Below are 12,244 nucleotides of genomic sequence, written 5' to 3' on the forward strand. Positions count from 1 at the left end.
GTATAAAACTGTAAAAAATCATATAAAATCGAGGCATTTTAATTTTATATGCGCTGTTTTATGCTTTAAAGCCTAAGTGAAGGAGGACTAAGAGAATGAGTAAACCAGTCATTGTTTATTCAATGGAGGACTGTGTGGAGTGCAGCTATGTAAAAAAGATGCTAACCCTAGAAGGAGTTCCTTTTGAGGTCAGAGATGTCATGAAAAATGAGGAATATAAAAAAGAAGTTGAAAAGTATGGATTCTTAGGAGTTCCTGTAACAGTAGTGGGAGAACATGCTGTAAAAGGCTTGAATCCTGAATTAATAGAGCTTATTCAATCTCGAAAACAATAATCAAAAACGAGCTATGGTGCATATCGTAGCTCGTTTTTTGTAGTTAAACTTATTCTTTATTTTAAAATATGAGGAATCTCCAGAGCGTTTTGAAGCTATGCCAAAATCATTTATGTTTACTCTACAAATCAGGCGGATTTTCTTCATGGTGAGGCTGTCTTACATTTAGAAATATAATAGCTTTGAAATAATTGAGTAGATAGAATTTTGTTACCTGTTTTTTCCTACCCCATGCAAGATAAATTGAATGATTCGTTCTGTTTCGAGTTCATCATCCCACTCGGTATCAGGGAAAAGGAGATAACGGGTTACGAGATGGCCGAGGATACTCGTAATAGCTAGTCTTGCGATATTCTCAGGTGGCATTTCGATTAGTTGTCCTTCTTTTTGATACTTTTGAATGATACTTGAAACACGTTCCAATAGTTTATTGGCTATTTGTTCTTGAAATAGCTCTCTTAATTCCGGTTGAAAAGGAATTTCTTGAAGAACGATTTTGACAACAGGAAGAAGTTTGACTACCGCCTCTCTTCGGTTTTCAATGGTCGCCCTTAGAAAGTCTTCTACATGATCATATTGACGATTTAGCACTTTATCAAAATCTTTCACAATAAATGGAGCAATAAATTTGGATAAGAGTGGGGTAACAATAGAAAACAATAAATCCTTCTTTGTTTTATAATGCCGGAAAATGGTTCCTTCCGCGACACCTGCTTTTTTTGCTATTTCATTCGTTGATGTGGCTGCATAGCCTTTTTCTGAAAAGGATTCGATGGCTGCGATAATAATTTGTTTTTGTTTTTCGGTTAACTTTTCTTCATCAAAAAGCTGTTGGATCATCATTTCTTCTTCAGACATATGTTTACTCCTTTTAAACGGTTATCTCTATTTTCATTTTAAATCACTTTTAAAAGAAAATGAATGGATAGCCATCATGTACCTCATTTATTACATTTTTCGATACTTTTTCAAAGCTAATACATTTAAGATGAGAAATAAAAGGGCAAATCCTAATAAGACAAGTACATCGTTTAGAATGTCAGTGAATCCTAATCCTTTATACATCACATCAACTAATGCATTTCCTCCATAGTACATTGGCATAAAATGAGCGACCACTTGAAGCCAGTTAGCCATTCCTTCAACAGGAAGAATGCCGGCAAAAAAGATTTGTGGGATGATCACAATTGGGATGAATTGCATCATTTGGAATTCTGAATTAGCGAATGCGGACAAAAGGATACCTAGTGATAAAGCAACTAAAGCCAAGGTTAAATTAATAAGAATCACATTCCACAAAGAGCCCACGACAACAATATCAAGTACTTTGACCGCATAGAAGACGACAATAAGGCTTTGGATGACCGCAAAAATACCATATCCAATGAGATAACCAAATACAATATCTCTTCTTTGAATCGGCGTGGACATTAATCGTTCCAATGTACCTGTTGTTCGTTCTCGTAAAAGGGCAATTCCTGATATCAAAAAGACAAAGAAGAAGACAAAGAAACCAACTAATATGGGACTCAACAGATCAAAAAAGGATGCGTCTTCACTGCCATATACATAAGAGGTATGGATTTCGGTGGGTTCTACCGTTTCTAACTCGATCGGTGTTCCTTGAAGTTTCCCTTGAACGGTTTGTATGAATAAAGATAAGTTTTTTGCTTGTTGTTGGGTATTTTCAGCAACAATGGTTTGTTGAACTTTCATTTGAATCGCTTTTGAAACAGAAGGCTCTATATTTGTGAGAACGAGGTTTATATTTGAACCATTCATCTCAAGAACAGCGTCTAATTCATTATCCATTATTTTTTCATTGTTTGGTAGTTGATCATATTGAATGACATCTAAATTACGTTTCTCTAATTGCGTAACAAAGGATTCATCTGCGTTTACAACACCCATTGTAGGATTGGCTGTATCACTAGAAAATAAGTAATGAAAGAGGGTTAAAATGATCAAGGGTGCAACCATCATTAAAGCAAGTGCCCGCTTATCTCGCAACATTTGTTGAAAGATCCTCTTTACTAATGCAGCTATTCTCATTTCATTTCACCTCCAGCTTGTAAAAATACTTCTTCTAGACTCGTAATCCCGTAAGCTTTCTTTAATTCTGAGGGGGAACCGCTTGTGAGAAGGGCTCCATCTCTAATCATTGCCAATCGATCACATTTTTCTGCTTCGTCCATCACATGGGTTGTGACTAAAATGGTTTTTCCTTGATTTTTTAAGCGATATAGTTCTGCCCAAATTGATTTTCTTAATGCTGGATCAATCCCAACAGTTGGTTCATCTAAAATAAGAACTTCAGGATCTTGAATTAAAGCAATAGCGAGAGATAATCGACGTTTCATTCCTCCTGAATACGTATGAACTTTCTTGTTTAATTCATTTGATAAATGGACTAGTTCTGCTGCATAGGCAATTCGTTTCTTTTGCACTTCTTTTTTTAATTTGAAAAGAGAAGCAAAGAAAGTAAGGTTTTCTTTTCCTGTTAAATCGGTATATAGGGCATCAGCTTGAGCCATGTAACCAATTTTCTGTAATAGATTCAAGTTAGGAACAGCTGTACCTAGTACGTGGATATCCCCACACGAGGGACGGTCCATTCCAACGATGAGCTTAACCAAAGTAGTTTTTCCTGAACCAGAAGGTCCAATCAATCCATATATTTGACCAGGACCAATCGTTAAACTGATACTAGTCAAGACGATTTTTTTTCCAAAACTTTTGCTTACTTCATTCACAATAATACTCGATATCATCCTCATACCCTCCTGATAAAAATGAGTGATTACTCACTCTTATTATAAAGCAAATAGAACTTAAATCAATAGGGATCATAAGAATTTAAGAAGATTGCTTTGAAAACAAATTAAACTAAGTATACTATTGAACGAATGGAGTTCTTTATTAAGATTATGTAAATACTCTAGTCTAACTGTGAAAGTAATATTTATTTATGTTATATTTGGTATCGAAATTCAATATTGGATTTCGATATCGTTTATGTTTGGAAGTGATAAGTTGGAAGATAAAGTATTACGTAAGCTCTTTCTCGGGTTTATTCATATTCATATATTACACCACGCGAATGAACATCCCGTTTTTGGAGTTTGGATACTCGAAGAACTTAAAGAACATGGTTATAACATCAGTTCTGGTACTCTTTACCCGATCCTTCACTCGATGGAGTCAGATGGTCTTTTAGTAAAAGAAGAAAGAAACGTAGAAGGAAAAATAAGAAAGTATTATATAACTACCGAGAAGGGAAATACCGTTCTAACCGAAGCTAGAAAAAAAGCGTACGAATTATTTAAAGAAATCAAAGAATAAGAAAGAAGGTGAATGAAATGAAACAAAACAATAAGAGAAGCGGATTGCAGTCTCTATTAGAAATTCTTGTCGTTTCAACTAGACTTGGTTTCACATCCTTTGGTGGACCGGTTGCGCACCTAGGATACTTTCATGACGAATACATTCGAAGAAGAAAATGGATGGATGAAAAAAGCTATGCTGACTTAGTTGTTTTATGTCAGTTTCTTCCGGGACCTGCTAGTAGTCAAGTTGGAATTGGGATTGGAGTGATGCGAGCAGGAGTTTTAGGTGGGATTGTCTCATTTATTGGATTTACACTTCCTTCTGTAATAGCATTAATTGTATTTGCCCTTATTCTTCAAGGGTTTGATATTGGCAATGCTGGGTGGATACACGGTTTAAAAATAGTAGCAGTAGCAGTCGTTGCCCATGCTATTTTAGGGATGGCACAAAAACTTACTCCTGATTTAAAGAGGAAAGCGATAGCTTTATTTGCATTAGTGGGTACACTTTTATGGCAAGCAGCATTCACTCAAGTCGGGGTCATATTGATTTCTGCTTTTCTTGGTTATTTATTATATAAACAACACAAAGAAAACGATGAATCAAGAATAATCTTTCCTATATCTCGTCACTTTGCCGTGATCTGCTTAATCATATTTTTTGGTCTACTCATTTTATTACCTATTTTGAGAGAAATGACATCCTTAAGCTGGATTGCTATGTTCGATAGTTTTTATCGATCAGGTTCTTTAGTGTTTGGTGGTGGTCATGTCGTTTTACCTTTACTTGAACGTGAATTTGTCCCTACTGGATGGTTAAGCGAAGAGTCGTTTTTAGCAGGTTATGGTGCTGCGCAAGCTGTTCCGGGTCCTCTATTTACATTTGCTGCCTATCTAGGTGCCATTATGAATGGATGGCAAGGTGGGTTACTCGCAACTGTAGCTATTTTCTTACCTGCATTCCTACTTGTTTTAGGTACACTACCTTTTTGGGAATCTCTACGTAGCAACCCTAAAATTAAGGGGGCATTAATGGGTGTGAATGCAGCTGTTGTTGGAATTTTAATTTCTGCCTTTTATCATCCCATTTGGACCAGTTCAATATTAGCACCTATGGATTTTGCTTTTACTGCCATACTATTTAGTATGTTAGTGTTTTGGAAGCTACCTCCTTGGATCATTGTAGTCACTGGGGCAATTGGTGGCTCACTTATGGAGTTAATTTAAAATAAATATCCTTATATTTAGAGGTTGCCATGTGGGTAGTCTTTTTATTACTAAAAAACCTTGTTGCACATACAATGAATGAAAAAGAGTAAAAGAGTAAAAGAGTAAAGGAATAAAGGTGCCAGGCACCATCCAGATCATTGGATGGTGCCTGACACCATAGCCATCAAGTTAAGCAGATTATTCCAATTTAGAGAAAAAAAACCGAGGAAAAAGCCTATCCTTTCTACTAAATAGCTAGAAAGGATAGGTTTTTTATGCGACATGAATTAAATATGGAAGAAGAATTTCAACTGCTTTCAGAGGAGATGACTCGTATTTTCGATCATAACTATCTGGATCAATTGGCCAGGAAGGAGTTGTTTATTCAACGATCTGGTAAATTAAAACCGAGTGATTTTGTTTCTTTATGTGGATTTTGGAATCATCGATCCGGAGAAAGATCATTAGCTGAGTTGTGTGGTCTATTAGATTCTAAACGTCACATATCGCTTAGTTCAGAAGGATTAAATCAACGATTTAATGATGCAGGAGTTCGTTTATTAAAACATTTATTTCATGAACTTTTTTCGAAACCCTTTTTGTCAAAAAGTATCCCAACCCAACAAAATAAGGATATTAATCGCATTCGTATATTAGATTCAACTGCTTTTGAACTTCCTTGTCTTTACTCAGAAAAATATCAGGGATACCACAAATCAGGTGTCAAAATTCAATTAGAATATGAGTTGATGAAAGGAGACTTTCTACATTTAGAGGTTCAACACGCTAGAGACAGTGACCTCACATTCGGTCCTACCCTGATCGATACTATCCAAGAAAAGGACTTAATCATTCGTGATCTAGGCTATTTTTCATTGGACGATTTGGTTCAAATTCATCAACAGAAAGCCTACTATCTGACAAGGTTAAAACCCAACATTATTTTATATGAAAAAGTGGAAGGGGAGAACCATCATAAACTCGATCTGGAAGGAATTCTGGAACAAATGGAAGTGGGAGAAGTCAGAGAAGTCGAGAATATTTATGTGAGTCAGAAGAAGAAGTATATCCCTAGACTGATCTTATGCAAGTTAACGGATGAACAGACAGAACAACGTTTAAAGAAAAAAGATAAAAAAGAGAAAAAAAAAGGGTGTGAAGTATTCACACCGCTCAAAAAAACTCTCAAGATTAAACATTTTCGTATCTAATATACCACAAGCTTGTATCCCAAAGGAAGAGATTCAGCCTTTTTACTCTTTACGATGGCAGATTGAGATTTTATTTAAAACATGGAAATCTCTTTTTCAAATTCATCAAGTGAAAAAAATGAAAGTACAACGATTTGAATGCCATTTATACGGTACACTCATATCTTTGTTAATCAGCTCTACCCTAGCTTTTCAAATAAGAGAAGCCCTTTATCGAAAAAAGAAAAAAGAGATTAGTGAATATCGGGCCATATCCATCGTCAAGGAGTATTTACCTTCCATACATGAAGCGTTGTATCAGGGAATAAAGTTTGTTCTCTTTGAGCTAAGAAGGATGTGTGTACAAGTCGAAAAAAACGGGAAGAAATCACATCGTTATAGAAAGAAAACCGTTTTTGATATTCTCGGTGTTGTATACGAAAGAAATATAGAAACAGTTTCTTAAGTGATTTTAATTGAATAATCAAAAAAGTCTAGGTGGAATAGGCTTATTTTCGTATACCCTTTTTTAATAAAAAGGACGAGAATATATATAAATAGCAGAAAGGAGTTACTTCCTTCTGCTATTTTTGTGTTAGCTTGATGGCTATGGTGCCTGACACCTTTATCTCCACATCCTCTTTTCTGAATAGATCTTCTTCGATATAGTCATCTTAATCATAAAGGAGATGATGATATGCCAAGTGATAATGAAAATCTACATGTTAAGGCAACCCCTCATTTTGATGAAAAAAAAGAAGATATTATTAATGATCCTACAGCATCTGCTGGCTCAAAGATGGGGATTCAAGTTGATACTAAAGCGGAATTCGGATCAGAGAGAAATCCATTCAATCACATGCCTAAACAGGATCAAGGAATGAAAAAATTAGGAAAATTAGTGGGAGGTCATAAAATAGAAGATAAAGGAAAGTAAAGTGCTACAATATAAGCGATTGGAATGAATAAACATGGATTTCTAGCTGATGGAAGTTGTGAGAGAACATCGAGAAATGAAAGTAGCATAACAAAAAAGAGATGATGGGAATTTTGAATAGTTGCACTTGAAACGTCTTTGTTCTTGTTTTGTGCGACTATGCCAGGTTTACCAAATCCATCTATTTTAGCATGAAGAATAAGATGTAAACGATTTTGAAATCAGATCTTTTGAAGGTATTTGGGTATTAGTACCACATCATGTATAGAGTATATGTTGAAGTAACCTTTTAAATTTCTTGCTATCATGTAGTTTAGGATATTTTTGGAAAAAATTCAGAAAGAATAGGACTAAAACCTGAAAAAAGACGATAGAGCATGGAGTTCACAAGTGATAAAAACAAGAAAGAAATATTGTTTTTAGACTTTATAGCTTAAAGACGAGTTGATCAATACAATTGGGTCTAAGACGGATGATTACTCACTATTAAAGAGCTCCATGCACAAAGATTCTTGCCTATCTGCACTTTTAAGTCGGAAGCATGGAACGATGGAAGAACCGATCAACAACAGCAAAGGCTTTGGTGGGGTTATGCGTGTAGGTCCTGTAGGATTCTTTTGGAATGACAGCAATCAATATACTTTTCTTCATACAGAATTCCTTTCACCATGGTGTAATATCTATGTAAAAAGCTATGTACATATTTAGCAAAACATGCTGAAAATAATAGAAGATAAAATGTTAAGTGAGCTCATGTGTCATTGACGTAAGCTTGTTAAATAACTTTTAAATGAGGGTTGAAGATTGCTAGGGAATTTGATAAAATGAAATAAATCAAAAGGCTATGTGTGACTGGCGAAACGCGGATAACCGTGAGGAAGCACATAGTGTCGTAGCCGTTCGCCTGGGCAGAGGTAAGGGATATATCCCTTACCTCTTTCTGTTTTTAAGAAAGGATATTGCAGTCGGTACTACTTTCAAATTCTATATTGTATATAACATTTGAATAGTGGAAAGTGTCCTTGCTTAAAACCTTGTTCACTTAGTTAGAAATTTAAAAACAATCGTCAATAAAAGGGGAGAAACAATATGAGCACAATGATTTTAGAAAAAGTAAAAACAATCCAAACGTTAAATGCTATTGCAGAAAGCGGGCTAAATATATTCAATAAGGATAACTTTACGATCGACAATGACAGTGCAAACCCTGATGCTATTCTTGTTCGTAGCTTTAACATGCATACAATCGAATTCGGTAACAATTTAAAAGCAATTGCACGGGCTGGGGCAGGTGTCAATAATATTCCGGTCGACCAATGTACAGAGGAAGGAATTGTTGTTTTTAATACTCCTGGTGCTAATGCTAACGCTGTAAAAGAATTGATACTAACAACATTAATGGCTTCATCCCGTAACCTTTTTGCCGGTTTAGCTTGGACAAAGACGTTAGAAGGTGAAGGTGAACAAATTCCAAAGCTTGTAGAAGCAGGAAAGAAACAATTTGTTGGAAAAGAAATTAAGGGAAAAACTCTAGGTGTAATCGGTTTAGGTGCAATTGGTATGCTTGTAGCGAATGATGCACTTGATTTAGACATGGATGTAATTGGGTTTGACCCGTTCATTTCTGTTGATGCAGCTTGGAATCTGTCCCGCAATGTACAACGCGCTGTGACAATTGAAGAATTGTTTGCTAACTCTGACTATATTACTGTACATGTTCCGTTAACCGATGAAACAAGAGGCATGTTTAACCAAGAAACATTTAGTATTATGAAGCCGGACGTTCATATTTTGAATTTCTCACGTGGTGAACTTGTGGATGAAAAGGATATGAAATCTGCACTTGAAAGCGGAAAAGTGGGTAAATATATTACAGACTTTCCTAATGAAAATGTGTTAAAAATGAAAAATACAGTTCCAATTCCACATCTTGGTGCTTCTACGAAAGAATCAGAGGAAAACTGTGCTATTATGGCGGCTAATCAGGTGAAGGAATTTTTAGAAACAGGAAATATCAAAAACTCAGTGAATTTTCCAAACGCTTCCCTTCCTTACACAGGAAAGCGACGTGTGGCAGCTTTCCATGAAAACGTACCAAATATGGTTGGACAGATCACACTGGCTATATCAAGCTATAATTTCAATATTGCTGATATGGTTAACCGAAGCCGAGGGGAATATGCGTATACGATGATTGACATTGAAAATAACGTAAATGATGATATTATTCCTAGTTTGGAAGAAAAAATCAAACAAATCGAAGGTATCGTTACAACTCGTATTATTTAAATAAACGTTAACGGCACAAAAAGAAAGAGGATGGAAGATCTTTTTGATGACTTTCTTTGTCCGAATGAACAAATATTAGTATGTACAACAAGCTTCAATTCCTTTAAGGAGTTGAGGCTATTTTGATTTTGGCTATGTTAATGATTCATGTTGAAAATTTGCCTTTGGTGTATAAGGATAGGCTACTCATTTGAGTAGCCTATCCTTATTTGAACTAATCTCCGATATTATTTCACGGGACTAAATTACACGCATTTTCACTCCATTAGCTATTTGTTGAAGTCCATCTTAAGTCATATACATGTGATAACATACATCTATCTAGTTCACAAGCTAACATGAACATCTTCTGATAGTATAATAATTATTTTAGGATGAATAGGATTAAAATGATACTGTTATTCTAAAGAGGAGAAGGATCTAGTAGGTAGTAAATAAAAGATAGTTAAGCATACTTAGTGGTTCAATTGTAGGGAGACTAAAAAGTGAAACAAACTAAAATTGTGATCTTATCGACAACCGATGTTCATGGGAAAATATCTCCATATCATTATGCAAACAAAGAATTTGATCCAAAAGGAATGGCTAAAGCGGCTTCCCTCATTCATAAAATCCGCCTTGAGGAAGAAAATGTCATACTTTTAGATAATGGAGATCTCATTCAAGGGACTCCTTTAGTTCATTATGCTTTAACCGAGTCAGAAGCCTCCCATCCAGCAGTTCTTATTCATAATTTATTAGGTTATGATGCAGCTGTCATAGGGAACCATGAATTTAATTATGGAGAAGAAAAGCTAAAAAAAGTCGTAGAGGAATCTCAATTTCCTTGGTTATCAGCTAACGTAGTGAAAAGAGGAACGACTGAACCATTTTTTGGGAAGCCATACATAACATTAACCATTAATGATATAAACATATCCGTTCTAGGACTAACGACAAAGTTTATCCCTAATTGGGAACCGAAAAGAAATATTGAGGCATTTGATTTTTTAGATCCAGTAGACGTAGGAAAGCGGTGGGTTCACTATTTAAAAGAAGAAAAAAAATCTGATGTTATTATCGTTTCTTATCATGGAGGATTAGAGAAAGATCCTGAAACACTCGAACAGATCTCAATAGATAATGGCGAAAATCAGGGTTTTGCTTTGTTAAATGAAATAGAAGACATGGATGTCCTGATCACTGGACATCAACATCTTCTGTATGGGATCACAACGAAAGACATGAAAATGGTCTTACAAGCTGGGACTCAAGCAGCCTATGTTGGTAGAATTGATCTTATTCTTGAAAAGAATCATGAAGGGTGTAAGGTTAAGGGTCGTTCCGCTGAACTTTTATCTACAAAAGATAGCAAAGTGGATACCGACGTATTAAACGTTATTCAATCAATGGAGGATCAAGTGGAAAAGTGGCTTGATGAAAAAATTGGGGTTGTTTCTAAACCGATCACGATTAATAATCCTATACAAGATGTTTGGTTACACGAACACCCGCTAATTGAATGGATCAATAAGACATTAATGAAAGTGGCTAATACCGAAATTTCTTGTGCGTCTTTATTGAATGTGGACGCATTCACATGGACAAAGTCGATTACTCGCAGAGATATATATGCGATTTATCCTTTTGCCAATACAGTTACCATTTTAGAATTAACGGGAGAAGATATACGTAGTGCATTGGAGGTATCTGCTTCTTTTTTTTCAACAAGCGTTGGCGGTGATGTTCAAATAAATCCCGAATGGAAAAAGCCGAGATTATTAAGCTATAATTTTGATATGTGGGAAGGAATTGACTATTGCCTAGATTTGAAAAAACCTATTGGAAAACGGGTTGTTTCTGCAAGTTTTCAAGGTAAGTCGCTGTCTTCTGAAAAGCACTTTGTAGCGACAAGTAGTTATCGTGCTAGTGGATCGGGTGGCTATAAGATGTTCGGTACTCACAAAATAGTAAAAGAAATTCATAACGATATTGCAGAGATACTCGTTTCTGAAGTAAAAAGTGAGAAAATATTAGATGCTCAAGTAAATAATAACTGGAAAGTAGTATTTTAATTAAGTAAAAAAGGAAGTAAGAAAATAATCCATATTAATGGTAAATCTCAAATGAATATGATTTATATTTAACTTCATTCAGCAGAAGTCCTCCACTTCTGTAAGTGGGGGATGAATGCAAAAAGCTCTCTGATTCAGTGGGGGTTTAAACCCCGGCTGAATGAAGTTAAACCTCCAGCGGATGCCTCGGATTTTTTAAAGGTCATTTATCGAGCGAGCTCGATAAAAATCCGGGCGCAAATTCGGCGGGGCGAATTTGATCTAAACAAAAAAGGTTGAGATGTTTTTCTCAACCTTTTTTGTTTAAAAGGGTATCATCATTTTCTGCCGGTAGCACCTGGTGATTTGTCTGTATCACTTCGATTGTTATATTGGGAATCATTGCGATTACGGCTACGCTCTTGCGTTCCGTCTAAATATTCACTCTTATGGGTACTCTGAACTTTTCTGAATTTATCAAAGTTTTCGTTCACCATTATAGTCCCTCATTTCACTTTGAGTTAGTCTTGTTCAAAACCTTTTCTCGGGATCGATCTATTTTCCCCATCGTTATCATCAATAATGGCACCAATCTCACCTTCTGCGTATGAATCACTAAACTGTTCATGAGTAGTGGCAAGCCCTGAAGATAGTTGGTCTTTTTTTTGATAATCACTGGAATCGTAGGTATGACCAGCAATTTCTGTACTGTTAGTAGAATTCTTTTTTTTCATCGATTAGACACTCCTTTTTATTTGTCGGTACATGGATATCTTCTTCTTTTGACAAAAAAATTACTCGTTTAAAATTGTTTTGGTAAAAATAAATTATGATGAATTGGATTTAACCCTATCATAAGTAGATGTGTTTTTTTGTATAGTGGTAAAAACAAAGTAATTGAGGATAAGTTAAATATTGTAACCAA

General features: G+C 35.4%; 14 protein-coding genes, 1 pseudogene and 1 riboswitch. Of the genes and pseudogenes, 10 read left to right on the plus strand and 5 right to left on the minus strand.

Annotated elements, in window-relative coordinates; translation table 11 throughout:
- Positions 1-95 precede the first annotated feature (95 nt).
- Positions 96-335 carry a glutaredoxin family protein gene (locus tag JMM81_RS07585; RefSeq protein ID WP_256240956.1) on the plus strand — a complete coding sequence of 80 codons (240 nt, stop codon included), beginning with the start codon at positions 96-98 and terminating at the stop codon, positions 333-335.
- A 210-nt stretch (positions 336-545) separates the two neighbouring features.
- Here the strand turns inward: JMM81_RS07585 and JMM81_RS07590 are convergent, their stop codons facing one another.
- The 3 genes from JMM81_RS07590 to JMM81_RS07600 form a co-directional block, all read right to left on the minus strand.
- The gene (locus JMM81_RS07590) at positions 546-1,193 is read right to left on the minus strand and encodes a TetR/AcrR family transcriptional regulator (RefSeq protein ID WP_256240957.1); all 648 of its coding nucleotides are present in this window, start codon (positions 1,191-1,193) and stop codon (positions 546-548) included.
- A 90-nt stretch (positions 1,194-1,283) separates the two neighbouring features.
- A complete protein-coding gene (locus JMM81_RS07595) occupies positions 1,284-2,387 on the minus strand; it encodes an ABC transporter permease (protein WP_256240958.1) in 1,104 nt (367 codons plus the stop codon).
- Positions 2,384-3,106, minus strand: a complete 723-nt coding sequence (locus JMM81_RS07600) for an ABC transporter ATP-binding protein (RefSeq protein WP_256240959.1) — start codon at positions 3,104-3,106, stop codon at positions 2,384-2,386. Before JMM81_RS07600 ends, JMM81_RS07595 begins: the two co-directional genes overlap by 4 nt.
- A 262-nt stretch (positions 3,107-3,368) precedes the next feature.
- On the opposite strand from JMM81_RS07600, the gene JMM81_RS07605 reads away from it, so the two are divergent.
- From JMM81_RS07605 to JMM81_RS22895, 9 genes and pseudogenes are all read left to right on the plus strand, one after another.
- The gene (locus tag JMM81_RS07605) at positions 3,369-3,677 is read left to right on the plus strand and encodes a PadR family transcriptional regulator (RefSeq protein ID WP_256240960.1); all 309 of its coding nucleotides are present in this window, start codon (positions 3,369-3,371) and stop codon (positions 3,675-3,677) included.
- Positions 3,678-3,694: 17 nt separating this feature from the next.
- Positions 3,695-4,888: a chromate transporter gene (locus JMM81_RS07610; protein WP_256240961.1), complete on the plus strand. Its 1,194-nt coding sequence runs from the start codon at positions 3,695-3,697 to the stop codon at positions 4,886-4,888.
- Between the two features lie 257 nt (positions 4,889-5,145).
- On the plus strand, positions 5,146-6,081 hold the full coding sequence (locus tag JMM81_RS07615) for an IS4 family transposase (RefSeq protein WP_256240962.1): 936 nt from the start codon (positions 5,146-5,148) through the stop codon (positions 6,079-6,081).
- Positions 6,026-6,193 (plus strand): annotated as a pseudogene (locus tag JMM81_RS23010) (transposase); the annotation flags it as partial. The gene JMM81_RS07615 and the pseudogene JMM81_RS23010, both read left to right, overlap by 56 nt.
- A gap of 6 nt (positions 6,194-6,199) precedes the next feature.
- Positions 6,200-6,526: a hypothetical protein gene (locus JMM81_RS07620; RefSeq protein WP_256240963.1), complete on the plus strand. Its 327-nt coding sequence runs from the start codon at positions 6,200-6,202 to the stop codon at positions 6,524-6,526.
- A 231-nt stretch (positions 6,527-6,757) separates the two neighbouring features.
- Positions 6,758-6,997 (plus strand): hypothetical protein, encoded by a 240-nt coding sequence (locus JMM81_RS07625; protein WP_256240964.1) that lies wholly within the window; start codon positions 6,758-6,760, stop codon positions 6,995-6,997.
- A gap of 549 nt (positions 6,998-7,546) precedes the next feature.
- Complete coding sequence (locus JMM81_RS07630; protein ID WP_256240965.1) at positions 7,547-7,705, plus strand: hypothetical protein; 159 nt, start codon at positions 7,547-7,549, stop codon at positions 7,703-7,705.
- A gap of 130 nt (positions 7,706-7,835) precedes the next feature.
- Positions 7,836-7,914: riboswitch (ZMP/ZTP riboswitch) on the plus strand.
- Between the two features lie 172 nt (positions 7,915-8,086).
- Positions 8,087-9,286: a phosphoglycerate dehydrogenase gene (locus JMM81_RS07635; RefSeq protein ID WP_256240966.1), complete on the plus strand. Its 1,200-nt coding sequence runs from the start codon at positions 8,087-8,089 to the stop codon at positions 9,284-9,286.
- Between the two features lie 485 nt (positions 9,287-9,771).
- A complete protein-coding gene (locus tag JMM81_RS22895; protein ID WP_256240967.1) occupies positions 9,772-11,340 on the plus strand; it encodes a bifunctional metallophosphatase/5'-nucleotidase in 1,569 nt (522 codons plus the stop codon).
- A 317-nt stretch (positions 11,341-11,657) separates the two neighbouring features.
- Here JMM81_RS22895 and JMM81_RS07645 read toward each other — a convergent pair whose 3' ends face one another.
- Together JMM81_RS07645 and JMM81_RS07650 are read right to left on the minus strand one after the other, a co-directional pair.
- Positions 11,658-11,816 carry a hypothetical protein gene (locus JMM81_RS07645; protein ID WP_256240968.1) on the minus strand — a complete coding sequence of 53 codons (159 nt, stop codon included), beginning with the start codon at positions 11,814-11,816 and terminating at the stop codon, positions 11,658-11,660.
- A gap of 24 nt (positions 11,817-11,840) precedes the next feature.
- Positions 11,841-12,053, minus strand: coding sequence for a YozQ family protein (locus tag JMM81_RS07650; protein WP_256240969.1), 213 nt, complete (start codon positions 12,051-12,053; stop codon positions 11,841-11,843).
- Between the last annotated feature and the right edge of the window lie 191 nt (positions 12,054-12,244).

It is taken from the genome of Bacillus sp. V3B, assembly GCF_024494465.1.
Taxonomy (GTDB): domain Bacteria; phylum Bacillota; class Bacilli; order Bacillales; family Cytobacillaceae; genus Bacillus_BD.

What these genes read in the sequence shown, in the direction of transcription:
- JMM81_RS07585 (WP_256240956.1), top strand. Translation starts at nt 96, where the DNA reads ATGAGTAAACCAGTCATTGTTTATTCAATGGAGGACTGTGTGGAGTGC.
- JMM81_RS07590 (WP_256240957.1), bottom strand. Translation starts at nt 1,193, where the DNA reads ATGTCTGAAGAAGAAATGATGATCCAACAGCTTTTTGATGAAGAAAAG.
- JMM81_RS07595 (WP_256240958.1), bottom strand. Translation starts at nt 2,387, where the DNA reads ATGAGAATAGCTGCATTAGTAAAGAGGATCTTTCAACAAATGTTGCGA.
- JMM81_RS07600 (WP_256240959.1), bottom strand. Translation starts at nt 3,106, where the DNA reads ATGATATCGAGTATTATTGTGAATGAAGTAAGCAAAAGTTTTGGAAAA.
- JMM81_RS07610 (WP_256240961.1), top strand. Translation starts at nt 3,695, where the DNA reads ATGAAACAAAACAATAAGAGAAGCGGATTGCAGTCTCTATTAGAAATT.
- JMM81_RS07615 (WP_256240962.1), top strand. Translation starts at nt 5,146, where the DNA reads ATGCGACATGAATTAAATATGGAAGAAGAATTTCAACTGCTTTCAGAG.
- JMM81_RS07620 (WP_256240963.1), top strand. Translation starts at nt 6,200, where the DNA reads ATGAAAGTACAACGATTTGAATGCCATTTATACGGTACACTCATATCT.
- JMM81_RS07625 (WP_256240964.1), top strand. Translation starts at nt 6,758, where the DNA reads ATGCCAAGTGATAATGAAAATCTACATGTTAAGGCAACCCCTCATTTT.
- JMM81_RS07630 (WP_256240965.1), top strand. Translation starts at nt 7,547, where the DNA reads ATGGAAGAACCGATCAACAACAGCAAAGGCTTTGGTGGGGTTATGCGT.
- JMM81_RS07635 (WP_256240966.1), top strand. Translation starts at nt 8,087, where the DNA reads ATGAGCACAATGATTTTAGAAAAAGTAAAAACAATCCAAACGTTAAAT.
- JMM81_RS07645 (WP_256240968.1), bottom strand. Translation starts at nt 11,816, where the DNA reads ATGGTGAACGAAAACTTTGATAAATTCAGAAAAGTTCAGAGTACCCAT.
- JMM81_RS07650 (WP_256240969.1), bottom strand. Translation starts at nt 12,053, where the DNA reads ATGAAAAAAAAGAATTCTACTAACAGTACAGAAATTGCTGGTCATACC.